This is a genomic window from Pseudoalteromonas sp. TAP-3C, assembly GCF_059888565.1.
Window position 1 is genome coordinate 1542049 of the sequence record NZ_CM187618.1, and the last position, 24750, is coordinate 1566798.

At 39.2% G+C, this 24750-nt stretch carries 28 protein-coding genes; 14 read left to right on the top strand and 14 right to left on the bottom strand.

Annotated features, from left to right (window positions below; genetic code table 11):
* Positions 1-93 precede the first annotated feature (93 nt).
* The gene (bioA, locus tag AC6H44_RS07250; protein WP_500738203.1) at positions 94-1395 is read right to left on the bottom strand and encodes an adenosylmethionine--8-amino-7-oxononanoate transaminase; all 1302 of its coding nucleotides are present in this window, start codon (positions 1393-1395) and stop codon (positions 94-96) included.
* A gap of 95 nt (positions 1396-1490) precedes the next feature.
* On the opposite strand from bioA, the gene bioB reads away from it, so the two are divergent.
* The 5 genes from bioB (at position 1491) to htpX (ending at position 6265) form a co-directional block, all read left to right on the top strand.
* Entirely contained in the window at positions 1491-2531 is a 1041-nt protein-coding gene (bioB, locus tag AC6H44_RS07255) for a biotin synthase BioB (RefSeq protein WP_500738204.1), read from the top strand.
* Between the two features lie 55 nt (positions 2532-2586).
* Positions 2587-3741, top strand: a complete 1155-nt coding sequence (locus AC6H44_RS07260; RefSeq protein ID WP_500738205.1) for an aminotransferase class I/II-fold pyridoxal phosphate-dependent enzyme — start codon at positions 2587-2589, stop codon at positions 3739-3741.
* Positions 3738-4571 (top strand): methyltransferase domain-containing protein, encoded by an 834-nt coding sequence (locus tag AC6H44_RS07265; RefSeq protein ID WP_500738206.1) that lies wholly within the window; start codon positions 3738-3740, stop codon positions 4569-4571. Before AC6H44_RS07260 ends, AC6H44_RS07265 begins: the two co-directional genes overlap by 4 nt.
* 10 nt (positions 4572-4581) lie before the next feature.
* Positions 4582-5265, top strand: a complete 684-nt coding sequence (bioD, locus tag AC6H44_RS07270) for a dethiobiotin synthase (protein WP_500738207.1) — start codon at positions 4582-4584, stop codon at positions 5263-5265.
* A gap of 139 nt (positions 5266-5404) precedes the next feature.
* Positions 5405-6265, top strand: a complete 861-nt coding sequence (htpX, locus tag AC6H44_RS07275; protein WP_500738208.1) for a protease HtpX — start codon at positions 5405-5407, stop codon at positions 6263-6265.
* 74 nt (positions 6266-6339) lie between these two features.
* Here htpX and gloA read toward each other — a convergent pair whose 3' ends face one another.
* Complete coding sequence (gene gloA, locus AC6H44_RS07280) at positions 6340-6867, bottom strand: lactoylglutathione lyase (protein WP_500738209.1); 528 nt, start codon at positions 6865-6867, stop codon at positions 6340-6342.
* A 380-nt stretch (positions 6868-7247) separates the two neighbouring features.
* Here gloA and AC6H44_RS07285 point away from each other — a divergent pair, with 380 nt between their 5' ends.
* The 3 genes from AC6H44_RS07285 (at position 7248) to AC6H44_RS07295 (ending at position 8789) form a co-directional block, all read left to right on the top strand.
* Positions 7248-7712, top strand: coding sequence for a GNAT family N-acetyltransferase (locus tag AC6H44_RS07285; RefSeq protein ID WP_500738210.1), 465 nt, complete (start codon positions 7248-7250; stop codon positions 7710-7712).
* A gap of 135 nt (positions 7713-7847) precedes the next feature.
* Positions 7848-8024 carry a hypothetical protein gene (locus AC6H44_RS07290; protein ID WP_500738211.1) on the top strand — a complete coding sequence of 59 codons (177 nt, stop codon included), beginning with the start codon at positions 7848-7850 and terminating at the stop codon, positions 8022-8024.
* A 222-nt stretch (positions 8025-8246) separates the two neighbouring features.
* On the top strand, positions 8247-8789 hold the full coding sequence (locus AC6H44_RS07295; RefSeq protein WP_500738212.1) for a flagellar protein FlhE: 543 nt from the start codon (positions 8247-8249) through the stop codon (positions 8787-8789).
* A 51-nt stretch (positions 8790-8840) separates the two neighbouring features.
* On the opposite strand, the gene AC6H44_RS07300 is transcribed toward AC6H44_RS07295, so the two are convergent.
* The 5 genes from AC6H44_RS07300 to AC6H44_RS07320 all read right to left on the bottom strand — a co-directional run bounded on the left by AC6H44_RS07300 (position 8841) and on the right by AC6H44_RS07320 (position 12175).
* Positions 8841-9365, bottom strand: a complete 525-nt coding sequence (locus AC6H44_RS07300; protein ID WP_500738213.1) for a hypothetical protein — start codon at positions 9363-9365, stop codon at positions 8841-8843.
* A gap of 391 nt (positions 9366-9756) precedes the next feature.
* Entirely contained in the window at positions 9757-10035 is a 279-nt protein-coding gene (locus tag AC6H44_RS07305) for a type II toxin-antitoxin system RelE/ParE family toxin (RefSeq protein WP_500738214.1), read from the bottom strand.
* A complete protein-coding gene (locus AC6H44_RS07310; protein WP_500738215.1) occupies positions 10032-10316 on the bottom strand; it encodes a damage-inducible protein J in 285 nt (94 codons plus the stop codon). The genes AC6H44_RS07305 and AC6H44_RS07310 overlap by 4 nt, the downstream gene beginning before the upstream one ends.
* 264 nt (positions 10317-10580) lie before the next feature.
* Positions 10581-11786: an IS4 family transposase gene (locus tag AC6H44_RS07315; RefSeq protein WP_500735106.1), complete on the bottom strand. Its 1206-nt coding sequence runs from the start codon at positions 11784-11786 to the stop codon at positions 10581-10583.
* A gap of 263 nt (positions 11787-12049) precedes the next feature.
* Positions 12050-12175, bottom strand: a complete 126-nt coding sequence (locus AC6H44_RS07320) for a hypothetical protein (RefSeq protein WP_500738216.1) — start codon at positions 12173-12175, stop codon at positions 12050-12052.
* A gap of 143 nt (positions 12176-12318) precedes the next feature.
* Here AC6H44_RS07320 and AC6H44_RS07325 point away from each other — a divergent pair, with 143 nt between their 5' ends.
* Together AC6H44_RS07325 and AC6H44_RS07330 are read left to right on the top strand one after the other, a co-directional pair.
* Complete coding sequence (locus AC6H44_RS07325; RefSeq protein WP_500738217.1) at positions 12319-14136, top strand: protein kinase domain-containing protein; 1818 nt, start codon at positions 12319-12321, stop codon at positions 14134-14136.
* Between the two features lie 57 nt (positions 14137-14193).
* Positions 14194-14625 (top strand): DUF3859 domain-containing protein, encoded by a 432-nt coding sequence (locus AC6H44_RS07330; protein ID WP_500738218.1) that lies wholly within the window; start codon positions 14194-14196, stop codon positions 14623-14625.
* 58 nt (positions 14626-14683) lie between these two features.
* On the opposite strand, the gene AC6H44_RS07335 is transcribed toward AC6H44_RS07330, so the two are convergent.
* The 3 genes from AC6H44_RS07335 to acuR form a co-directional block, all read right to left on the bottom strand.
* Entirely contained in the window at positions 14684-15100 is a 417-nt protein-coding gene (locus tag AC6H44_RS07335) for a VF530 family protein (protein ID WP_500738219.1), read from the bottom strand.
* A 72-nt stretch (positions 15101-15172) separates the two neighbouring features.
* The gene (acuI, locus tag AC6H44_RS07340; RefSeq protein WP_500738220.1) at positions 15173-16165 is read right to left on the bottom strand and encodes an acrylyl-CoA reductase (NADPH); all 993 of its coding nucleotides are present in this window, start codon (positions 16163-16165) and stop codon (positions 15173-15175) included.
* 63 nt (positions 16166-16228) lie between these two features.
* Positions 16229-16864, bottom strand: coding sequence for an acrylate utilization transcriptional regulator AcuR (gene acuR / locus AC6H44_RS07345; RefSeq protein ID WP_500738221.1), 636 nt, complete (start codon positions 16862-16864; stop codon positions 16229-16231).
* A gap of 374 nt (positions 16865-17238) precedes the next feature.
* On the opposite strand from acuR, the gene rmf reads away from it, so the two are divergent.
* The gene (rmf, locus tag AC6H44_RS07350) at positions 17239-17409 is read left to right on the top strand and encodes a ribosome modulation factor (RefSeq protein WP_500738222.1); all 171 of its coding nucleotides are present in this window, start codon (positions 17239-17241) and stop codon (positions 17407-17409) included.
* A gap of 63 nt (positions 17410-17472) precedes the next feature.
* On the opposite strand, the gene fabA is transcribed toward rmf, so the two are convergent.
* Complete coding sequence (fabA, locus tag AC6H44_RS07355) at positions 17473-17988, bottom strand: bifunctional 3-hydroxydecanoyl-ACP dehydratase/trans-2-decenoyl-ACP isomerase (RefSeq protein WP_500738223.1); 516 nt, start codon at positions 17986-17988, stop codon at positions 17473-17475.
* Positions 17989-18184: 196 nt separating this feature from the next.
* Here fabA and AC6H44_RS07360 point away from each other — a divergent pair, with 196 nt between their 5' ends.
* The 3 genes from AC6H44_RS07360 to AC6H44_RS07370 are packed head-to-tail and all read left to right on the top strand — an operon-like array spanning position 18185 to position 20296.
* A complete protein-coding gene (locus AC6H44_RS07360; protein ID WP_500738224.1) occupies positions 18185-19042 on the top strand; it encodes a 6-carboxytetrahydropterin synthase in 858 nt (285 codons plus the stop codon).
* Entirely contained in the window at positions 19035-19856 is an 822-nt protein-coding gene (locus tag AC6H44_RS07365) for a M23 family metallopeptidase (RefSeq protein WP_500738225.1), read from the top strand. Before AC6H44_RS07360 ends, AC6H44_RS07365 begins: the two co-directional genes overlap by 8 nt.
* Before the next feature lie 5 nt (positions 19857-19861).
* Positions 19862-20296: an acyl-CoA thioesterase gene (locus AC6H44_RS07370; protein WP_500738226.1), complete on the top strand. Its 435-nt coding sequence runs from the start codon at positions 19862-19864 to the stop codon at positions 20294-20296.
* Between the two features lie 179 nt (positions 20297-20475).
* Here AC6H44_RS07370 and AC6H44_RS07375 read toward each other — a convergent pair whose 3' ends face one another.
* From AC6H44_RS07375 to AC6H44_RS07385, 3 genes are read right to left on the bottom strand one after another with little or no spacing between them, the layout of a single operon-like run.
* Positions 20476-21798, bottom strand: coding sequence for a Na+/H+ antiporter family protein (locus AC6H44_RS07375; RefSeq protein WP_500738227.1), 1323 nt, complete (start codon positions 21796-21798; stop codon positions 20476-20478).
* Positions 21795-23765 (bottom strand): transglutaminase TgpA family protein, encoded by a 1971-nt coding sequence (locus AC6H44_RS07380; protein WP_500738228.1) that lies wholly within the window; start codon positions 23763-23765, stop codon positions 21795-21797. The genes AC6H44_RS07375 and AC6H44_RS07380 overlap by 4 nt, the downstream gene beginning before the upstream one ends.
* Complete coding sequence (locus AC6H44_RS07385; RefSeq protein ID WP_500738229.1) at positions 23758-24747, bottom strand: DUF58 domain-containing protein; 990 nt, start codon at positions 24745-24747, stop codon at positions 23758-23760. The genes AC6H44_RS07380 and AC6H44_RS07385 overlap by 8 nt, the downstream gene beginning before the upstream one ends.
* Positions 24748-24750 lie beyond the last annotated feature (3 nt).

Genomic DNA, 24750 nt, shown 5'->3' on the forward strand with positions numbered 1-24750 from the left:
CAGAGCCTTAATTTACTAAAGTTTTCAGACGAATAATAATTAAACGGAAAAATTAGATAAACTTTAACTAAAGTCTCAAAAATAATTAACTATCTAAACGTAATGTTTACCCTCTATCGCACTAAATATTGCATCACAGAGGTGTTTTATACTGGTATCGTCACTTATATACGGTGGCATTAAATAAATAAGCCTACCAAAAGGGCGTATCCACACCCCTTGGCTAACAAAATAAGCCTGAATTTTAGCAACATCAATGTTACCGGCATTCTCTGTAAGTTCTACCACACCAATTGCACCTAAAGTGCGCACATTAGCAACGTCACTAAGTTCACTGCATTGATGTAATTGTTGCAACGCGTTATTAATGTCGGTAATTTGTTGTTGCCAATCTTGCGCAAGCAATATATCAATACTGGCAGAGGCAACGGCGCAGGCGAGTGGATTGCCCATAAAAGTAGGACCGTGCATCAAAACACCTGCTTTACCTTCACTAATGCCTGTGGCTATTTTATCGGTCGTTAACGTGGCTGATAAGGTCATGGTGCCGCCGGTGAGTGCCTTGCCAATACAAAGTATATCGGGCTGAACATTGGCATGCTCTACAGCGAACAGTTTACCAGTGCGGCCAAACCCGGTGGCAATTTCATCACAAATTAGCAGTACATTGTATTGAGTACATAATTTGCGTACACAAGCTAAATATTCAGGGTGATAAAAGTTCATCCCCCCTGCGTTTTGAACTATGGGCTCAATAATAAACGCCGCAACTTGCTGGTGGTGTTTTAAAAAATACTGTTTTAGTTCATCGGCCTCGGCTTGATTAAACTTATCGTTAAATTGGCTTTTAGGTGCAGGTACAAATACATGCTCAGGTAAAAAGCCAGAGTACAAGCTATGCATAGAATTAACCGGATCGCATACACTCATCGCTGCAAAGGTATCGCCATGGTAGCCCTTAAACGGTGTCATAAGCTTTTGTTTAGTGGTAATGCCCTGACTTAACCAGTATTGCAGCGCCATTTTAATCGCTACTTCAACGCTTACCGAGCCACTGTCGGCTAAAAATACTTTGTTTAAATTATTGGGCGTGATCGCCACCAATTTTTTGCAAAGCGCTACCGCACTGTAATGAGTGATACCACCAAACATTACATGGCTCATTTTATTTATTTGTACGTGCATCGCTTCATTTAAAACCGGATGGTTATAGCCGTGAATAGCACTCCACCATGAGGCCATGCCGTCAATCAGTTGTTCGCCCGTTTCTAAGTGAATAAGGTTGTGACTTGCATGCGTAACGGGGTAAACCGGAATAGGCTGAGTCATTGATGTATAAGGGTGCCAAATGTGATTACGGTCAAAATCAAGGTCTATTGATTGCTTTTTAAGCATATGTAAACTCTACTAAGGTTTGCTTTATTGACAATGGTACGGCAATACGTATTCTAAACCAATAACCCCAAGAGCAAAAAATAAAAGAGAGTATTATGGAGCTTGCAACAATTCGCCACGATTGGACCCACAGCGAGGTTAAAGCCTTATTTGAAATGCCGTTTAACGATTTGCTGTTTAAAGCCGCGACCGTACATCGGGCGAATTTCAATCCTAATCAAGTGCAAATTTCCACCTTGTTATCAATAAAAACAGGTGCTTGCCCTGAAGATTGCAAATATTGCCCGCAGTCGGGCCATTATAAAACTGATTTAGAGCGCGAACGCCTACTAGAAGTAGAAAAAGTGGTAGAGCAGGCACGCCTTGCAAAACAAAAAGGCGCAACGCGTTTTTGTATGGGCGCAGCTTGGTCAGATCCAAAAGACAGAGACATGCCGTACATTTCACAAATGGTAAAAGAAGTAAAAGCCCTTGGCCTTGAAACCTGTATGACGCTGGGTAAGCTTACCAATGAAAAAGCCCATGCACTAAGCGATGCAGGGCTTGATTATTACAACCATAACCTTGATACCTCACCTGAATATTACGAACAAATCATATCAACCCGTAGTTTTGAAGATAGGCTAAACACTATCGACCATGTTCGCGATGCCGGCATGAAAGTGTGCTCGGGCGGTATTGTCGGTATGGGCGAGCAACCAAGTGATCGTTATGGGTTATTAATGCAATTAGCTAATTTACCCCAGCAGCCCGAAAGTGTGCCAATTAATATGCTGGTAAAAGTAAAAGGCACACCGCTTGAGAATGTTGACGACTTAGATCAGTTTGAGTTTATTCGTACTATTGCCACCGCGCGTATTATGATGCCGCACAGCTATGTACGTTTATCGGCAGGGCGAAGCGCCATGAACGAGCAAATGCAATCAATGTGTTTTTTTGCCGGTGCTAATTCCATATTTTATGGTGATAAACTCCTCACTACCGAAAACCCAGAAGCCGATGCCGACATGCAATTAATTAAAAAACTCGGTATGAACCCAGAAACGGCAGAAGACTTTTCAGATGAAGCCGTTGCGGCGTCGTTGTCATCTAAAGTCGCCGATAAAGCAACCGCAGAATTGTTTTACGAAGCGTAAAGTGCTCAGTACTATGCTAATGGTTTAAAGTATTGCGTTGAAGGTTAAAGCATTTATGTCATTTGAATTTATAAATACCCATTTAGATGAGCGCAAAGCACAGCAGCTCTTGCGTAAACGCTATGTAGTACAAAGCGCAACAGCGCGCACTATTACGGTTAATGATAAAACCTACCTTAACTTTGCGAGTAACGATTATTTAGGGTTTGGCGATTCGGCGGTGGAATTAACCAGTGCGCCATCACTAGGTAGCCACAGTTCAGCACTAGTGACGGGTTATCAACAGCCACAGCAAGCGCTTGAGCAAGCTTTATGTAGTGCTTTGGGTTATGAAGCAGGTATGTTGTTTAATTCGGGCTTTAGTGCCAATAGCAGTGTTATTAAAGCATTATTTCAGGATAAAGCGGTTGCTCAGCAAAGTGCGATATTTCAGGATAAACTCAATCATGCCAGTTTAATTGATGGTGCACTGCATGCAAACGCAGCTTTGCATCGCTTTAATCATAACGATATAAACCATTTACGCTCTCGGCTTGAAAAGTCCAATGCTAAGTATAAACTGATTGTTAGTGAGGGTGTATTCTCGATGGATGGCGATCAAGCGCCATTGCATGAGTTACTGAGTTTAGCTAAAGCACATAGCGCATGGTTAATGATAGACGATGCCCACGGTTTTGGTGTGCTGGGTAAGTCTGGCTTGGGAAGCTGTGAGCCACTAATAGCAGCAGATAACTTGCCTAATATTTTAGTGATCACCTTTGGTAAAGCGGTCGCCAGTAGCGGGGCGTGTGTATTAGGTTCAAGCGAATTTATTGATTACATGCTGCAGTTTAACCGCGATTACACTTATTCAACCGCTATGTCGCCGTTTATTGCCTCGCATACATTATCGCGAATTAAAAGCATACGTGATGCTAACCACAAGCGTGCAAAATTAAACGCGAACATTGCTTTATTTAAACGTTTAGCTAATGAGCAGCACATAGCCTTAATGGACTCCAATACCGCGATTCAACCCATCGTTTTAGGCTGCGCTGAGCAAACGTTAAAAGCCAGTGAGCAACTAAAGCAGCAGGGTATTTGGCTAACCGCTATCCGCCCGCCTACAGTTCACTATAATACTTCACGGCTTCGGGTTACGTTAACCGCTGCACACACCGAGCAAGACATAACAACATTGGTAAATTGTTTAAAAAAGGCCATTGCATGATAAACGCACAAGCTACAAATACGAACTCACGCATAAAGCCACCGTTAGCTTGTTTAGCTGTTAATAGTTTAAAGCAGGTAACGCAACGCAAGTTTTCAACAGCGGCAAACCAATATGTAGCCCACGCACATGTACAAAAAAAAGCCGCAATCGATTTAATTAAACTCATTAAGCTTGATGCGAGCACAAAGCACAAACACTGTGTTGATTTAGGCGCGGGACCGTTAATGAATACTCAAGCGTTACAAGGAATATACAAACAGGTAATTGCCATGGATTTAAGCCTAAATATGCTTAAAAATAGTGCGGTAAATGCACCACGTATTTGCGCTGATATGGATAATTTACCGTTACAAGAAAATAGCATTGATGTGGTATTTAGTAATTTTGCGCTCCAGTGGTCGGCTAATTTTCAAGCGTTAATGTACTCTTTGTATACAGCATTAAAACCAGGCGGGCAGGCGTATATAAGTACGGTGGTTGAAGGCTCACTGAATGAAATAAAAACCGCGTTTGCGGTGCTTGATTCACATAGCCATATTAATCATTTTCACAGTAGCCACACTATAAACCAATCGGTCAAAAAGGCGGGGTTTACTATTAATAGCGCAACAGAGGTTATATATACCGATGCGTTTACAAGTCCGCTTAAAGCAATTAATTCAATTAAAACCATTGGCGCAACATCAAAAAATCAAACAAGCCAACGCCCTGGTTTATTAACTAAATCGGCGCTGCAAAAAGTGTGTACTGCGTATCCGCTAATAAACAATCACGCCCATGTATCTTACCATGTGGTATTGTTATCATTAGAAAAAGCAAAACTATGAAGGCAAAGCCATGCATCAATTTTTTATTACCGGTACAGACACCGACGCTGGTAAAACCCATGTAACCAGTTTGCTGTTAAAGTTACTCGCGCAGCATAAAAAGCGTGCAATAGGGTTTAAACCCATTGCATCAGGCTCTGAACTGGCGTTTGAGCAGCTTGTAAATGCCGATGCGCTGATGCTGATGGAAAGTGCCACCGTAAGCGCTAAATACGACATTATTAATCCGTATGCGTTTGCGCCGCCCATTGCCCCCCATATAGCCGCAGAGCAAGCGGGTATAGACATAACAGTAAATAAGCTCAGCAGCGCATATAAAAATATCAAGCAACAGGGCGCCGACTACCTGCTAACAGAAGGCGCGGGCGGTTGGGCATTACCTATTAATAGTAACGAGTATTTATACGACTGGGTAAAAGCAGAACAACTGCCAGTTATTTTAGTGGTAGGGATGAAACTAGGCTGTATAAATCATGCTTTACTCACTGCAGCACATATGCAAAGTATGGGGGTTAATTGCATTGGCTGGATTGCTAACCAAGTTGATGCCAGTATGGATGAGTACCAAGCTAATCTTGATTCTTTAAAAGCGCGCCTACCCATGCCACTACTTGCGATAAGCCCATATACCGAGCAAACGCCTAAATTACAAATTTATAAAATATTGCTTGAAAAATTATCATTAAATCCATAAATAACCCTTGTGTTGTGACATAGTTTGTCACAAAATGGCACTGCCGTTATGACATAGTGTGTCATAACGCAGATATTGCGATGGCCGATCAACAATAAATAAATCGCTCAGCAATAATTGTTATTTTTGGAGAACATGTATGAAACGGGTATTTTTGTTTTTATTAACTAACCTCGCGGTTATGTTGGTATTAGGTGTGGTGCTTTCAATAATAATGAGTGCGTTGGGCTTAAGTCATCGTAGCCTTGGCGGAATATTAATGATTGCGTTGGTATTTGGTTTTGGTGGCTCGTTTATTTCGTTGTATATGTCGAAATGGATGGCAAAAAAATCAACCGGCGCACAGGTTATTACTAAACCAAGTAACGAAACCGAGCAATGGTTAATAAACACCGTTGCCACGCAAGTTAAAAAAGCCGGTATTAATATGCCAGAAGTGGCTATTTACGACAGCCCTGAAATGAACGCCTTTGCAACCGGCCCGAGTAAAAATAATTCGCTGGTGGCGGTAAGCACGGGTTTATTACACAACATGAGCAAAGATCAAGCCGAAGCCGTGCTGGCGCACGAAGTATCGCATGTGGCCAATGGCGACATGGTCACACTGACACTTATTCAAGGCGTGGTGAATACCTTTGTTATTTTTGCCGCAAAAGTATTGGCAGGCATTGTTGATAACTTTATAAATAGCGATGAAGAAGAAGGCGGCAGCTGGACTTACTTCTTATTCGATATGTTATTCCAAGTATTATTTGGTGTATTGGCAAGTGTAGTGGTTGCCCATTACAGCCGCAAACGTGAGTTTGCAGCCGATAACGGCGCAGCGCAGTTGGTAGGCGCAGACAAAATGCGTTCAGCCCTTGAGCGATTAAAGCAAAACCACCCATCGCAATTACAAGGCTCAATGATGGCGTTTGGTATTGCCAGTGGCAAAGGCATGGCTGAGTTGTTTTCATCTCACCCACCGCTTGACGCACGTATAGACGCACTACGTCGTTAAATTAAATTCAAGTTTTTCACAGTACTTGTAAACAAAAAGCCTGCATTTGCAGGCTTTTTTATGTTTAATGGTTTTTATTGCGATTGAATAATCTCTGTAATGCCCTCCGGCGAGAGTATTTCAATCCAGTAACCGTCGGGGTCTTTTATAAAGGCGAGGCCTTTCATTGAGCCATCATCTGGCTTTTTCACAAACTCAACATCGTATTTAGCAAAGCGCTCACACGCTGCGTATACATCCGGTACGCTAATCCCAATATGGCCAAAGCCTTTTGGTTCTTCATTACCACTGTGATAACCGCTAAAGCTGTCGTCGTTTTCAGTACCCCAGTTATGGGTAAGTTCAATGAGCGCAGGGCGGCGAAACACCCATTGTGTTTTTTCTTTATCATCGCCTTTAGGCATGTCTTGCTCGTAGCCTAAAAAGTACAAAGTAAACTCCATGTTAGGAAAGTCGTACTTTCCTAACAACTTCATGCCTAATACGTTTTCATAAAATGCCAGCGACGGCTTGGGATCTTTAATACGCAACATGGTTTGCTGCATCACATAGCCCTCGGTGGCCTGTACAATTTGCTCTGGCGTTTCGTTATAACTAGACATAATACTCCTTAATAAAATGACTGAAAAAACCTTAATGGATTTAAAAAGGCAGGGTGTACTCTCATCATAATCAACAGCAGCAAAAATTAAAACCATCAAGCTAAATTACTAGCCAGTGAGTTGGGTGTTTTATAAGCAAAAAATGGCATATTTAGCGATACTGTTTATTTGCACAGTGCTTTAGGTTTGGCCAATAACGTTATTAAAAGTCGTTTTGGTGTATTTTAACAACGGGTGTTTTACAGCTTACGTAATTACTTGTTTACATTGAAGTTGTTTAGTGGAATTATTAAGCAATGTAATATACGCCGTTTTGGGGTGTTATAACCCCCCAAAGTGGTGTTCAATAAGCTGTTAGCTGAATGGTGGTAAATATCAGCATGATCGAAATTAAAAAGTATCAAGAATCAGATGCGATTGATTTATGGGCTATTTTTTATCATACGGTTCGTAATGTGAACTTACGTGATTATTCGCAAGCCCAAGTTGAAGCATGGGCTCCAGATGGTTTTCCTTCTGAGATTTGGCAACGAAAAATGAACTCGTTGTCACCTTTTGTTGCTGAAATTGACGGGAAAATTGTTGGTTATAGTGATCTTCAAGAAAATGGATTAATTGATCATTTCTTTTGTCACCATGAACATCAAGGCCAAGGAGTCGGACGACAGTTAATGGAACATGCACTCAGAATGGGTGAGTTACAAGGAATTACTAGGTTTTATTCTGAGGTGAGTATTACAGCTCGTCCGTTTTACGAGAGATTTGGTTTCAATGTGATACAAGAACAAACCATAAAAGTTCGCGGCCAAAAGCTGTGCAACTTTGTCATGGAGAAATTCAGCTAACAAAGCGTTAAAGAGGGATTCGCAACGCGTGGCATTTTCGTTATGCGTTGATTTTATTAGTTTTTAGTGCAATGCGGTTAGTTGGTAGTCGCGTTGCTCACCCCTTAACGCGGCGTTAGGCCATTCGAGGATGACATGACATATCAAGATCAAATTTTAAAATTGGCTGTGATAGCTAGAGATATTTATGAACAACATGCTGGTTATATTAAGAAGTTGAAAACACGGGGGCATAATGAATTCAAACGTGATGACTTTATTTGGCATTTTCTTTTAGGGGTTTTGTGCCCATCCCCTCGAAATGAACCTTAAGCTTGTTTTTTAACCAAATTTGAATTTATAGTTACTTATGATTAATCAAAATAAAGCACATCAAGGGGGTTGTTGCTTATCCCCTCGACAATCATAAAATAACAGTTTAAGTGAAAAGGTTTTTCTGCTTTGATAAAACTTGAGATATTGACCTCATATCTCAAGATACTTTCCCTTAAATATCTAAGGGAGTAATTTAACATGGATAAAAGGATGTTTGTTATGAAAATGAATAAAACGTTATTAGCTTTAGGTGTTATCACTAGCGCTTTCACTATGAATGCAATGGCTGTAGAAGAACAAAATGCAGAGCTAGTGTTTGATCTAAACAAAGCAAAAATAATCGATCTAAATCAGCTGGATACACCCCGTGCTTTAAATTCAGAAGGCGGTATCGATGCTTTCGCTTCTGCTGGAGCATGGACTGACGTTGTCTATAATCCCAATATTACCACAGCTGGACAATGGGTATTTGGTCCGTTGATGGACGCGCCTTCAGGAACATCTTCCACTGCTACAGTTCAAAATATTACTTGGCAATGGAATATATGGAATTACAACACTAATTTAACAACTTATTTATGTGAGAGCACATTAAATGTCTGTTTTGATATAAGTGGTAATTTTGGTGCAGGAGGTAATACAAGTTCTTATAATATACCAGCCAACCAATCTTGGAGATATGCTTTTTATTACGCAGGCAGCGGTAGTGTTAGCCCGGCATTACTCGGACAAAATGGCTCTATCGCTGTAACATATCAATAAAAAGAAAACATTATTTTAGCGGTTTTAAATTCAACCCGAAACCGCTATTTATCAAGCATAATAATTTACATAACTAGGGGTTAATTTCACTAATTTTTCATAATTTTCAGGAGAGCTAAGTCCCTTATTTCCCCAGTTCATCGACATCTTATAAAGATCTGATTGTTCGTCTTGCATGTTTGCAATACTTATTAAAATATCTTTAGCGCTTTTCCCTTCGGCTCGCCCCAGACTAATTAAATCTTGTTCTTGATTCAAAACACTACGACTTTCTTGTTCTATTTGACCCTTTAAACGACCTATTCTTCCAACTAGTTCATCCTCATTGTCAGAGTTCATAATTTCTCTTAAATTAATGCTAGCCATTGATGGCTCCCTTCCGACTAATGAATTAACTTTTGCTTCAAGCTCTTCTGGAGTAGCGTTTTCAATAAAAGAAAGAGCATTTTGTCGTGTATCAAGATTATTTGTATTTTCCGACGATTTTGATGTGGTTATCGCTGTCTGTTCAACTTTACCAACATTAGAACGGATTTGTTGTACAGCATAGCTCTGTGAACCAATAGAATTTATCATGTCATTATCCTTAATTTTTTTAATAAAAAACTACATTTTTTAGTAATGTAAACATCAATACTTATCCATATCATAAAGCAAGTAACATACCAAAAATATTATCTACTATTTTTAAATCATTAAGTATGAAAGCACACCCTAAAGTAGAAATATCAGTAATCTTGGTCAATAAAAACGGCAAATAAGGGGCGCTGTATAATTTCAAGTTGGCAAGTTATTGCCGACTTAATAAGAGGGTCAACAGGTATTCAATTACAGAAAGAGTAGGGTCAGAGAAAGAGCAGGGTCAGGTCTTTCTTTTTGCCTCTTATCGTAAAAGGCAAGATGCAAGGCCTGATCTTGACGACTTTTTTTTGCAAAAAGACGAAAAAAACCGCCATCCAAAATACAATCAATCGGTAGGGAATTTCTGCTTCTGGTGTAGAACTCGCATTATGCGAATAATTGAACCTTCTACCGAGTACGAAACGATCATTGAAATTTCAGGAACAATGAGTAATCGTCCTCGTATTCCATCCCGTTGAACACCCATCAATGGTTGTTCGAGTAATTTTTCTACTTTAGCCTCAATAATTTCATCAGTTTTTTCAGCCGCATCAGGGTTAAAGTCATAAAGAATCTCAAAGATCTTCTCACGATCATTTAGCGATTCTTCTTCCCATAAAATCATTGCTGACCACGATTACGAATTTTGGCCTTTCGTTCAGCCATTCGTGCTTTAGCTGAATTATGTTCAACAAATGAAGATTTTCCTGAGTCAAACTTCTCAAATGCTAGGTTTATTTGTTCAGTTAACCAAGCGTCATGAGATAATGTTTTTCTTTGTTGCGCAGCCATTTGTTCAGTAAGTTCACGACAAGCATCGCTGAGTGTGCGACCTTGGCTCTCAGCCATTTGTTGGGCTAAACGTTTAATTTCGTCATCAACACGAAATTGAATTCTAGTGTCCATGAGTAGCTCCCTAAGTTTTCGTGTGTACAAATGTTAGCACTAGAGTCGAGCAAGGGCAACTAACTAATAAGGATAGGCCGCGCGAAGCCGCGTCTTTATCCCAAGTGTTGAACAAGCCCGAAAACCTGAGGAAACCAAGGGGCGACAGGTCTTGACTTCAGACATCTAATTTATAAAAGAACCTTATGAACCGCTTTTAAAATGCTGGTGGCTTACAAGTTATTAACTTATTTAGTAATTTAAAGCTGAGAGATCCCCACGAATTTAGCCTAAATTATCAATTTGTATAGTCAGAAGTGACAACTGGCTATACACATAAATAATGAACTGCCCATCAGGCTCATACCTAGGATCATCAACCACTTCTTTGCCAAGATAAATATAGGACAATACTCGTCGTTTTTTCTCTGTATTCGCTTGTAATGCCGCATCCCCTTGTTGTGCCGACACGGTGTACCCTATGCACCATAAGACAAACAACATTAACGCCGCTATGAGCAATAAATTATCAAACCTTTCTGCGCTTCTTGAATTTGCAAAGGCTAAACTAATGCCAAGTTTTGCATTCTTAGTGTCTCTGAAACTTTCTTCTATTTGCATACGTTGTTTATATAAAGTCACAATCCGTTGAGGCTTATCTGTAAATTGTGTAGGTAAATTAAACACAAGTAGCCAAGGCTCTTTGGCCTTTTGTTGTTGGTATTTAACCGTTGTACATTGAGATTGCCCACCCCGTTTTTTGATTTTTTTACGTCCCTTGTTTTTCCCTCTAAACAAAACACCTTGGCACGCGAAACGAACTGTTTTTCCGTAGTAAATCTGTGTCAGAAGGTGTGGTTTATCTGTTGCTTGCTCAAACCATGATTTACAATTTCGCCATGTCTCAAGGTCGCTAGATAAGGTCACATTGCCTCTGACGCGCCCAAGCCAATACCAGCCTTTATCTTCTATGGCTTTAAACCATGGCGTTCTAAAAATAGCATCAGATAAAATAATAGGCTGACAATCTGCAGGTAAACACTGTGCCAAGCTATCGAGTAAGTGTTGATGAGCCGCTTCGGTATTTAATTCGCTTTCAGGATACACTTTTTCATAGAGCGTTAACGCTCTTCCCCCCATTGGTATGCTTGCCCTGAGCACTTGAAATATTTCGCCGCCATTAATAGGTGACCAGTCAACGATAATAAGTGGGTGTTGTTGCTGGCCTACTAAGCATTCGGTCATATGTTCATAGAAACAAAGACGTTCTTGATGCAGGTTAGCATTACCAATCAAACGGTCTGCGCGTTTAATATCATGTTTTTTATCGGTATTAGAAAATGATTTTAATCCGCGGCCTAGGTAAGTGACAGTAACGCGCTGGTCACGCAAGCCTGAGTTAACAAACGTAAAGACTGTATTTAAACGTGTTTTATGAATTTCAGGGTAGGCAATGGCAATATCTTTGTGTAATATTTCGGTGGCTTTCATGATTATGAGTGAGTTTTTTTATAGTGAAAAAATTTGATCACAAATAATCATGAGAGTCTACCATTAATTTTTATTTTGTGGGGATTCGTCAGAATTTAAAGGAAGTCTTTACAAAGGCATTAAAGGTATTTGGTTTACGCGTAATTTTTAGTATTTTAGGTAAGTAAGATACGATGAAACTGCAAATAACAGCGATATATGTCTAAATCATCGCTAATAGCTTAAATTATATTAAACAACAGACTTTGATTATCAGAGTTGAGCTAATCGTGGAGTATTATAGTTGGAATTTGTATTTTTGATAACTTAGCTATCTCTTCTTTATAATCTGCATATGATGCTGTGCTAAATAAAGTAATGATTAGACCAGCTAATATTTTTTGTTTCATTTTATTTCCTTTTAGTCCTGTTAAAAAATTTTAAATGATTATATTTAAGCATATTGTTAATAGCTTAAATATATGTAAGCTAACTTTTAAATTAGTTGAATTTTATGAGATAAATTAATTATGTTCAAATTTGAGCACTTACTTTGAAAGCAAAAGAAATTCGCAATTTTTACATTAACGAAGAACAGTCTGTTTATTTGTTATCGCATCGTGATGCCAAAAAACATCGCCAATGGCTCAATATTTGTATTAAACAACTTACCTTACTTGGTTATAAAAATGCAGAGATGATTGGCTCAGGCGCCTTTGGGTTTGTATTTGCTGCAGATGACGAGAATCAACTGCCCTGGGTGTTTAAGTTTTCAAGGATAACGTTGGCGCAAAGTGTCCGTGATCGCCTTGAGGATGAAGCCTATATGCTGTCTCAAATTGATAATCCGTTAGTGCCACAATTTTACGGTTTTGAGCGGATTAAAAAACAGGGCATTTTAATGATGGCCCGTGCAGTAGGTGAAGATCTTGAAAAAGTATCCTTAAAACAAGGGCGATTACCTGCTGCAAAAATAATGAACTTAGCGGTTAAATTAAGAAATGTACTCATGGATTTACGCCATCATAAAAATGGATTAAGCCCACAACCTATTGTGCATGGCGATATTAAACCCTCTAATTTAGTGTGGGATGAGACTAGCAAGCAGCTTTCCTTGGTTGACTGGGGAAGCTCTGTATATGCTCAGGTTGATGAACAAGGAAACCCAATTACGAGTAATTTTATGGATTTAATGTCGGGTGACTTAAGTACTACTAATGCGCGTATGGGCGATGTGTATTTTATTGGTGATGCGCAAATGTCGGGCGAAAAATCATCCCCTCGGTTTGATGAGCAAGGGGTTGCATCAACGCTATATGCACTTGCATCGGCGCAGTCGTGTCGATTTGGCGCTCAGGCTATACCCGCCAGTAGTTTAATGTTACCTAAGGAGCTGGCAAACGTTATTGACGGCATGCTTTCAAAAGAGCGATTGATCAGAGACAAAGCGGGTGACTATTTTATGCGTAACATAGAAACCATGGTAAAGGCGTATTTACCACAACTACCCAAAAAAGAAATCAAAGCCAGTATTCCTTTTTGGTTCAGCCAAGATCCCGAGCCCGAAACCGTTGTATATAGTTCCCGAAAACAATTTTTACGCCAAGCCGATCATAAACAGCAATTATTAGATGTTAACGATGCCCAGCTAGATAGGTATTATAAAGAGTTTTTGTTTGATACGGGGGATACCGAAAAAGCGTTTTTAGCCTCAATTAGTCGTTTGGCGAAGTACCCAGTAGTAGGGGGCTTGAGCTTTCATTGGAAAGATGATTCTTTATATGTTGAATCATCACTGATTATGCATAACGAAACCCTCGCCACAGCGTTTACTGATGCGGTTAATAACACAGTGATGCTAGCGCAGGCTATTAGCCAAAAAGGCCTATTTAAGTGTTGTTTATTTGATGCCCGTAAAACCATTCAATTGGAACGCGATGGCACAGGGGCATTTAAATTTAATCAGTTACCTGAGCTTGATTATGAAGTGGTTAATGTAAAAGCCAGCGATGTAACTCGCCCGCATTCATATTTTGAAGATGGTAAAGACCCGGATGAGCAACTGCAACTGCCTAAAAAAGTCATTAAATGTGTATTTGAGCTAAACCAGATACATCATACGGGTTGTATTATTTTTGAAGCGTTGCCAGATAGGATGAAAATTCACCATTACTACAGATTACTTGATGCTAGCAAAGAAGTTGAATTTAAACGTTTGCTGAATAAACTGATGCAATACGCGGTAAATATCACCGATGTAGGGGTCGCTGGTTTTATGAAGTTACCGTATAAAAATACGCGTGAATTTAGTTTATGTGAGCAGCAACCCAGCAATTATTACCCTAAAAATCCAAAACTATTACTTAATTAATAAATCACTCGCATAAGCAGGTGGCTTAAAAATTGAAAATAAAAAATAGAAAGTTCAATGGCAAAATCTAAACCACAAATTACATTACAAAGTTACGGACTATATAGTCACTGGGACAAAGCCAGTAAATCATTACCACAAATCACGCAGTTCACCACAGAAATAACTGCGTGTATTGATGTAGAATTTGGTCTGATAGTGAACATTAAAAAAGCCAAGGGCGAAAAACTACATTATTGTATTTATCACCCCGGTATTATAGATACCGATGGCGAAGTGATGCAGCCTTTTGAAGGAACTGTGTATGTTAAAGATAACGACTGGTCGTTTTATTTAGGCGATACGGTATGGGAGCCTATTGAGGATAAAATAGGTGACTGGCGCATGACCTTATCATTAGCAGGAAAAATAATTACTGATAAAACATTTAACCTAACCGATGAACAGACTAGAACGGAAAATAATTTTTGGAAACACCGAGGATATTAATTTCCTCATCAAGTAATAAAAGAGCTAACAATAAAGTTAGCTCTGGTACAAAGATGAGTTAGTTACCCCAAGGGTTACTTGAATTTGAACGTTGTTTACGAGTACGCGCTCGATCTTTGGCTTCTTTTTTAGCTTGAATACGCTTAGCATCAGAAAAGCTTAACTCGCATGGCTCACCTGGTTTATCGCCTTCAGGAATAATGCGGTCGCGTGGTGGTAACTCGTATTGCACATCATCAGGGCGAGGTAAGTTTTTAAGGCGATATAAATAGAAATTATCTACTTTTTGTTGAGCCCACTCGGTTTTACGCAAAAATTTAACTGCAGATTTAATGTCTGGATTATTTTTAAAGCAATTGAGTTGTAAGTAGGCATGCAGGAGTTCCCACCCATATTGCTCAACCAGTTCTTCAACCACTTGCTCTAATTTAACGCCTTGCAGTGGGTTATTACTGAAAAGTTCTTGGTTGCTCATAGGTGTTCTCTCGTTATTAAAAAATCAGCGAACATTATAAATTTAATAACGAGAGTTTAGTAGCAAAAATGCTTAACTTTGGCAATTAACCACTACACGACCGCGAATTTGGCCTTGCATTAGTTGCTCGGCGCTTTCAATAACTTGATCAAGATTTATTTCAGTTGAAATTTTATCCAAGTAATCGGCATTAACTAATGAAGCTAAACGATCCCATGCTTCAATCCGATCCGCTTTAGGGCGCATAACGCTATCAATACCTATTAATGAAATCCCGCGTAAAATAAAGGGGGCGACCGAGGCCGGTAAGTCCATCCCTTGTGCTAAACCGCAAGCAGTAACGACCCCGCCATATTTTAATGATGCACAAATATTAGCAAGTGTGTGGCTACCTACAGAATCAATAGCAGCAGCAAAGCGTTCTTTTTGCAGGGGTTTACCTGGGTTAGAAAACTCATTTCTATCAATTACATTAGCTGCACCTAATGATTTTAAATAGTCAGTTTGCTCCATTCGACCTGTTGCAGCGGTGACTTGATAACCTAGCTGGCTTAATAAATAAATGGCAAAACTGCCTACGCCACCATTAGCACCGGTCACTAACATTTCACCTGACTCGGGAGTAATTCCTAGCTTTTCTAGTGCAATAACACTGAGCATGGCCGTATAACCGGCAGTACCAATTTGCATAGCCTGTTTAGGTGATAAATTAGCGGGTAGGGGAATTAACCAATCACTGCTCAGCGCCGCTTTTTGAGATAAGCCTCCCCAGTGTTTTTCGCCAACACCAAAACCATTTAAAATAACGTTGTCGCCACGTTTAAATTCAGCACTGTCGCTGCTGGTAACTGTACCCACTAAATCAATACCCGGCACCATAGGAAAGCTACGTACAACAGGGCCTTTCCTCGTGATTGCTAAGCCATCTTTATAATTTAAGCTACTGTAAAGCGCATCAATTAATACATTTTCGTTTGGCAGATCGTCACTGTTTATGGTGCTTAGCGCGGCAGTGTAGCTGTCGTCTTGCTTATCTATAACAATAGCTTTGATAGAATTGCTCATTAGATTTCCTTTTAGACCGATCGTTTTTAAATTAATAATAAAATATAAACGCTTAACAACGCATTAGGTTAGTAATGCGCGTAAAAACATTTCTGTGTATAAAGTAAGTGGCTTACTTGATTGGGGTAGTTTAGCTCGCATTACTGCGCCTTCCCAGCCCACCCAAAAATATTCACTCATTTGCGTAGTATTAATACGCGGGTTAATGGTTTGCTGTTGTTGGGCTAAATCTAAACACTGTTTTAACTGTGCTTGCCAAGCCGTGTAGCTTTGCATTAAACGAGCTTTAAAATCGTCACTTAAATGATTAAGCTCTTGATTTAAGTTACCCACCAAACACCCGCGTTTGTAATCATACTTTTGCATTCCAGCAATCGCGCTTTGGGTAAAGTTAACAATGCGTTCTAGCGGAGGTACTTCAGGTTGTTCTAAATAAAACTTAAGTTTAGCTATAAAGAAATCGTCGTAGGCATCAACAAGAGCCAAGCCATAGGCTTCTTTACTTTTAAAGTAATGATAAAAGGAGCCCTTAGGGACTTTGGCTTTTTTTAAGATGGTGTCGAGCCCTGTGGCACTAAAACCAAACTCAGTGAGGGTTTCTAATCCCACACGAATAAGCAACGCTTTTGTGTCTGCGTTGTCTCTGGCTATTTTAGGTGGGCGGCCACGCCTGATTGTAACTGCTGCTATTTTGTTCACGCCTTATATTAGACCGATCGGTTTTAATTAATCAAGCCTTTATTTGGAATGTTTTTAAAACAGCTATAACGTTCATTTTTCGATTACAAATTAATTGGGAACTTAAGGGTATATTGTTAGTCACAAATATGACACTTATGTGTTTTTGAACCGATGTATCGGCACATTTTAATAAAGTTAAATAGGTTAAAGTTTACTAGATGTGAGCAATAAATTTATTTTTAAATTAATTTATCATTGCATCAGCAGCTTAGTTAAAGTCAAACAAATTAATTGTATTTTGTGTTTGAATTAAACATTTTTGTTGGCTATTTATTAAATGTAGATGAACTTAATGCTACAAAAATATAAATATAAAGGTGAGGATTTTACCGATGAAGAGACAGAAAAGAGATCGTCTAGAAAGAGCTCATTCTCAAGGTTTTAAAGCGGGTTTAGCTGGTCGCTCAAAAGAGCACTGCCCTTATCAACAAGTTGATCCTAAGTCACAGTGGCTTGGTGGTTGGCGCGAGGCAATAGAAAATCGCAATATGTATAAAACATAAACTCTCAACGAATTTAAGCAAAAAAGCCTCTTATTAGAGGCTTTTTTGTTGTATGCGTTAAAATTAAAAAGCGCTAGTGTCTTGAAATAATCCCACTTTTAAATCTTTTGCTTCGTAGATAACGCGGCCATCTACTTCAACAGTGCCATCAGCCATACCCATAAACAATTTACGTTTAATAACGCGCTTCATGTCTAAACGGTAGGTTACTTTTTTAGCCGTTGGTAGAATTTGGCCAGTAAATTTTACTTCGCCTACACCCAGTGCGCGACCAAGGCCAGGGCCTCCCGACCACCCTAAGAAAAACCCAACCAGTTGCCACATGGCATCTAAACCTAAACAACCTGGCATTACAGGGTCACCTTTAAAGTGGCAGTCAAAAAACCAAAGGCTAGGGTCAATATCTAGCTCAGCAATAATTTGGCCTTTACCGTGCTCACCACCGTCATCGGTGATAGAGATGATACGATCCATCATTAACATGTTGTCACTTGGTAGACGACAATTGCCTTCACCAAACATGTCACCTTGACCACAAAGGATCAAATCTTCTTTTGTATAGCTATTTTTAGGTTCCATAACACTTTATCTTTGCTTAGAAATTGCCCCGTATTTTAGCGTACACTTGTACGCTAAACAACTCGGAGCAGTTAAAAAATGGTTTAATTATCACCAATCAGTCAATGCAACTGATTTTAGTATGATTAAACCGCGCAATTACTAACAGAAATCATTATAATTAGGGCTGACTTTTAATCAGTTTTAAAGGAAATTTATGACCCTTTTTGTTAACTCACTCACTGTGATTGATTTTTCTTACTTATGCAATAAACGCGGTGCAGTTGGCGAAAGTTGGATTGTTGATTTGACTTTACATGGCAAACTAAATGAAGAGTCTATGGTGCTAGACTTTGGCTTAGTTAAAAAGCAAATAAAAGGCATTATTGATGAATGTATTGATCACCGTTTAGCCGTGCCAACCACTATCAATGGACAGGTTACTGAGTTTGCTGATCATAAAACAGTAGACTGCACATTTGCCGATAATAAGCACTTAGCAATGAGTGCGCCTCATCAAGCTTTTTGCCTGATAGATACCGACGAAATAACCATTGAGTCGGTTACAGAGTATTTAGTTGCTACAATTTTGCCACAGCTTCCTGATAATATTGAAAAAATTGAACTGGTATTAAAGCCTGAGCACAATCAAAGCTTTTACTACCATTACAGCCATGGCCTTAAAAGGCATGATGGTAATTGCCAGCGCATTATTCATGGCCATCGTTCACAAATAGGGATTAGTTTGAGCGGTATGTCTATGCCTCGTTTACAAAAACAGTGGGCTGACAAATGGCAAGATATTTACTTAGCGACCAGCGAAGATCAAATAAACGCCTCGCAATTAAAACATATTAGCGCCAAAGAGGATGACGTGTGTTTTGCATATACAGCCGCGCAAGGTTATTTTGAAATGGCCATTAGTGAATCGCGTTGCGACATTTTACCAATAGATACCACAGTAGAATGTATAGCTGACTATATTGCCGGCCAAGTAAAACTGCAGCACCCAGAAAAAGACGTAAAAATTACCGCTTATGAAGGGGTTGGTAAGGGGTCAATTAGTTATGCTTAAATCCTTATTAGTATCAGCGTTAATTGCATCATTTAGTTTTAGTGCTTTGGCAGCAGTTGAACTAAAAGGGCATTTAACTCAAGGCGGCTTGGTTACAGGGCAATTAAATAACGTAAAGTCGGTTAGTTTAAATGATAAGCCGTTAAAATTATCTGATACTGGCTTATTTGTATTTGGTTTTGGCCGTGATGCAAAACCAAATCACACACTATCGTGGGTTGACAACAGTGGAAAAAGCCACAGCCAAGATTTAGTTATCACAGAACGTGACTACAACATCGATAAAATAACCGGTGTTGCAAAAAAATATGTGTCGCCACCAAAAGCTCTCAGTGAGCGTATTAGCCGTGAAGCGGTCGCGGTAAGAAAAGCGCGCGCTGTAAATTCTGACTTAGAGTACTTTTTACAGCCTGTGCTTAGGCCTGCCGAGGGCCGTATTTCAGGTGTTTATGGCAGCCAGCGTTACTTTAATGGTGAACCACGCAGACCACACTTTGGTTTAGATATTGCCAATAAAACGGGTTCTCCTGTGTATGCGCCCATTAGTGGTACCGTGGTATTTGCCGAGCCTGATTTATATTACTCAGGGGGGACATTAATTTTAGATCATGGCTATGGTGTAACTTCTACTTATATTCATTTAAGTAAATTAGATGTAAAAGTAGGGGATAAAATTACACAAGGTATGAAAGTGGCTGAAATTGGGGCGACAGGGCGAGTAACTGGTCCGCATTTGGATTGGCGATTTAATTGGCAAGGTGAACGCCTTGACCCTGCATTATTGATGCAAGACACATTAGCAAATAAAAAGTAGAGATTATGATTCAAGAAGAGCGCGAAGCAATTATTGCGCAGCGTATAAAAGATTCGACCACATCGGTTACAAAAGCGGTATTTCCAGGGCGTACTAATCATCACAATACGCTATTTGGTGGTGATGCATTAGCGTGGATGGATGAGGTTGCTTTTATAGCGGCTACCCGTTTTTGCCGTAAGCCATTAGTGACTATTTCATCTGACAGAGTAGATTTTAAGGAGGCTATTCCGGCAGGTTCATTTGCTGAATTAATCTCAAAAGTGTCGTATGTGGGTAATACTAGTTTAAAAGTGGATGTGGAAATATTCCTAGAAACCATGCACAAAGATAATAAGCATTCTGCCATTACAGGGAGTTTTACTTTTGTTGCTGTGGATGATAACCACAGACCAACACCGGTAGTATGCGATAAAATGCTACATGGCTTTGAGTTATAACGCCAAATAGTAAATAAATATAAGCACCTAGTTTGGTGCTTATATTGAAAACCATAAAGAACACATCATACTATATATATTCTTATTATAGTCTTAACAAACGTGCTTATTTGTAAGATTAATCAAAAAGATAGGTAAGTATTTTAAAAAAGGCGTGCACCAAGCTCACCTTTTAAAAATTAAAGTACCATGGCGGCTATCCAGCCAAATACCAATAGCGGTAAATTAAAGTGAATAAAGGTTGGTACCACTGAATCCCAAATATGATCGTGCTGACCATCAGCATTAAGGCCCGACGTTGGCCCTAACGTAGAGTCAGAGGCCGGGGAGCCTGCATCACCTAGCGCACCGGCTGTTCCTACTAGTGCAGCGGTTGCCATAACCGAAAAGTTTAATTCTAAACATAAAGGCACAAACAAGGTGGCAATAATAGGCACCGTTGAAAACGAGCTGCCAATTCCCATCGTTATAAATAAGCCGACTAATAAAATTACAGCCGCAGCCATCGGCTTATTACCATCAAAAATAGCGGCGCTACTGTGAACTAAGCTGGCTACGTGTCCGGTTTCTTTCATGACCGCGGCAAAGCCTTGTGCTGAGATCATAATAAAGCCAATCATGGCCATCATAGCCACGCCTTTACTAAATACGTCGCCGTTTTCTTCCCACTTAACCACACCAAATACACTAAATATAACCACGCCAACTAGGCCGCCTAATATCATAGAGCCACTGGCATTTTGAGCAATTAACGACGCAACAACCGCAAATAAACCAACCATCATTACTTTTTTTGGGTTATCAACCTCTGTTTGTTTACTCTCAACGGTAAGGGCGGTATTCGAATATTCACGGCGTTTTCTATAAGTAATAAACAGCGCAATTAACAACCCCACAAACATGCCAATAGCAGGAATAATCATCGCCAAAGGTACGCTGGTGTTTACAATTTCAAGGCCATTATCGACTAGGTTTTTATGTAATATTGAGTATAAATAAATTCCACCAAACCCATAAGGGAGTACCATATACGAGGTGGCTAAACCAAAGGTTAAAATACAAGCAATAGCGCGTCTGTCTAATCGCAATTTGTTAAACACCACTAATAGCGGCGGAATTAAAATAGGAATAAATGCAATATGGACAGGGACTAAGTTTTGTGAAGAAATAGCACAGATCAAAATAATAAATAATATAAAGTAACTAAGTAGAGTTTCGCTTGAGCCTGTTTGCGCGTTAACTTTTGCCAATAACTTCGCAGCTAAAATGCGAGTTAGGCCTGACTTGGAAATTGCCACGGCAAATGCACCCAACATCGCATAACTTAAAGCTATTTCTGCGCCAGACGATAATCCTGAATTAAATGCATCGATGCTTTCTTTCAACCCCATGCCAGCGGTTAATCCGGCAACCAGTGCACTTATGGTCATTGCAACAATCACATTCACACGGACTAAAGTGAGTCCCAGCATTAAAATAACGCCGATAATAACTGCGTTCATAGGTTTCTCTGTTTTATAGATTTAATTAATTTTATCAGATCTTTAGCCTGATTTTTACGTTCTTTAGTGAATGGATGCCTTGCATAGCGCACTTGCTTAAATAACTCACAAAAAGCGGTTATTTGTTGCCCTGCATGGGGAGCTTGATTGCTAATGTGTTCTAAAGTTTGGGTTGGCGTGGCATTTTCAGGATAGCTAATCGCGTGTTTATTAGCCCAACGAATAATTTCATAATACTCATTTACCAGTGGCGGTTGTTTTGTTAAAGCTTTAGGGCGGTTTAAGTAAATAAAGTAAGCCGTAAAACTCAAAACTAAAATAATAATAGCCCCAAGCGGGACTAGCCAAATGAATTTATTACCAAATAAGGCTGCAAATAAATCCTGTTGCTTGTCTTTATCAAACCCAAGTACCCAGCTAGACCACTGATAATCTAAATTTTCTAATTCAAGTCTAAGCCAATTAATAACGGCATAGTTACTTAAACTAACCAGTCCAAAGTTAATATTATTTTTAAATTCGTTATTAAGGGTGGTACTTTGTGACAAAGAGCCGTTTAACCGCTCAGGTGCCACCACCGCCGTGGCATCAAATATTTTCCAACCCGCATCGGTATACACTTCAACCCAAGCATGTGCATCGTATTGGCGAATAGTCATGTAATCACTGTTTTTATTTAGCTCGCCTCCTAAATAGCCACTGACAACCCGCGCAGGAATACCTGCACTTCTAAAAATAAAGGCAGCGGCACTGGCATAATGCCCGCAAAAGCCGCGCTTATTATTAAACATAAACTGATCGAGCGTATTTTCGCCGCGCATGGGGGTGGGTGTTAGTGTATAGCTAAATTCATTTTGTGAAAAATAGCTTAAAAGTTGATTAAAAAATTCATCGGCATTTTCGCTATTATTTTTTAATTGTTGCGCCAACTGATGAGATTTTTGATTATTACTAACGGTTAATTGGCTATAAAACCGCTGTTGGGATTTACTAAGCGATGTACTAGATAACGGTTCACTATTAACTGCATATTGTAAAACCTTGGATTTATAGTGTTGTTTACGTAATAAACCTAAAGCATTGGCAATAATATTGGGGGTTTCACTGCTTGAAAAACCAAGCCCATATAGCCAATCTGAAATAGCAGGCTCAGCTATAACCGTATACTGAGCCTCATCGCTCGTACTTTTTTTAGCGGGTAACATCAATGCTTGCTTTAAAAAGGAGGATGTTTTCCACGCTGCGCCATCAAATTCATCATGTACAATAGCGCGCCAATAATAGGGCATAGAAGGTGGTGCGCCATTAAATTTGGCTCTAAATACCAGTTCATCTGAATTTGATAACTTAGCTATATCAAACGGATCGACTTGTTCAGATAACCCTGTTTGTGCCATTTTGGGCCCAGGTAGTTGCCAAAATGCCGGAAGTTTAGGTAAAAATAATAAGAGTATGACCGCTAAAGGAAAAGCCAGTAGCATAATTTTAGCACTTTGTTTTGAAGAGAGTTTTAAACTGTGACTCGATTCTAATAATCCCAGTACTGCAAAATTTAAAATATATAAGATGCTTATAACTAAAGTAGTAAAAATGGTTTGGCTAAACAAATACACCGCTGAGAGTGAAAAGAACGTAAGGGTAATGATCAATTGGTAATGCTGTTTTGATTTTGCCTGCAATAATTTAAAAACACACGACAATAAAAGCATGGCTACAAACAATACCACGGTATCTTTAAAGCCTATGCTGCTTAGCATAATAATTAATGCAATGGCGGCCAATCCATTAGCAAACCAAGCGTTAGGTTTTTGCTTTTGCTTACCTGTTAAATAAATATTCCAGCCACATAACACACTAAGCATTGCAATAAAGGGCAGGGGTAAGTGCTCTGTAAAAAAGCTGACTAGCCCTAAGTAAATAAACGATAGTGCAAAGTTAATAACGCGATGGTTTTTAATCTCATTCATTATCATTACCGACTTGGCTTAACGCTTGTAAACAGCGCTGATGATGCAGCTTGCCTGAATTGCTGGCGATTAAATTATTGGGAAGTTTTAAAGAATAATTAATGTCGTTTTCAAATGCTTGGCAAACTAAAAAACAGAGTTGCCCTAAACGTTGTTCAGTATCACCGGTCAATAAATTAAAATCAAATTGCGCATCGGCCGATATAAAATCACTAAATTGTTTTACGAGCAGTTGCTGTGTTTTTGCATAATGCTTCCACGATATTCGCTGTAACCCCATTTCTGGCAAATGAGTAATTAAATGCTCAAATTCATCATCACCTTTATGTTTTTCAGTGCCTTCATCGGTATTATTTGCAACTAGGTTTTGGTGTTTTTGATTTGTTGTTTTAATAATTGACGGATAAACATACACCACTTTATCGGGTTGAACATAACTCCACACACTAACTAAACCAAAGGGGTAATTACTGGCAATTTTTATTGGCTGTAACTGATAATAGCCTCGCTTGGTATAAGGTAATGATAATTGGCATTTTATTGCTTCATTATTAACACGTGTAATGTAACACGCATTTTTTAAATCATAGGGGTAACTTAATGTAATGGATTGGCAAGGATCAGCTGCTTTTATTTGCCACACTAGCTGGGGTGCCTGAGGCGCAAAACTTTCAATGGCGTATTTAAAGCTGACAGTTAAACCTCTGGCATTACTGTAACCTAATAACAAGGCAAAAATTATAATTACAAACATTAAATAAGCCATAAACAGAATTAAATTATTTTGATAATTAATGCCCATTACAAAATTTAATGATGCAACAACGCTAAAGTAAACGCCAAGCGTGGAGGGTAAAACATAAATAGTATTATGCTTTAAGGTGATGCTATTTTTTTTGTGCTTATTTTTTAATAAGGTCGTTAAAATCGCGCTTTTTATAGTGTGAATAAAAGTAGGGCGCTTAAATTTATAAATACGCATTTA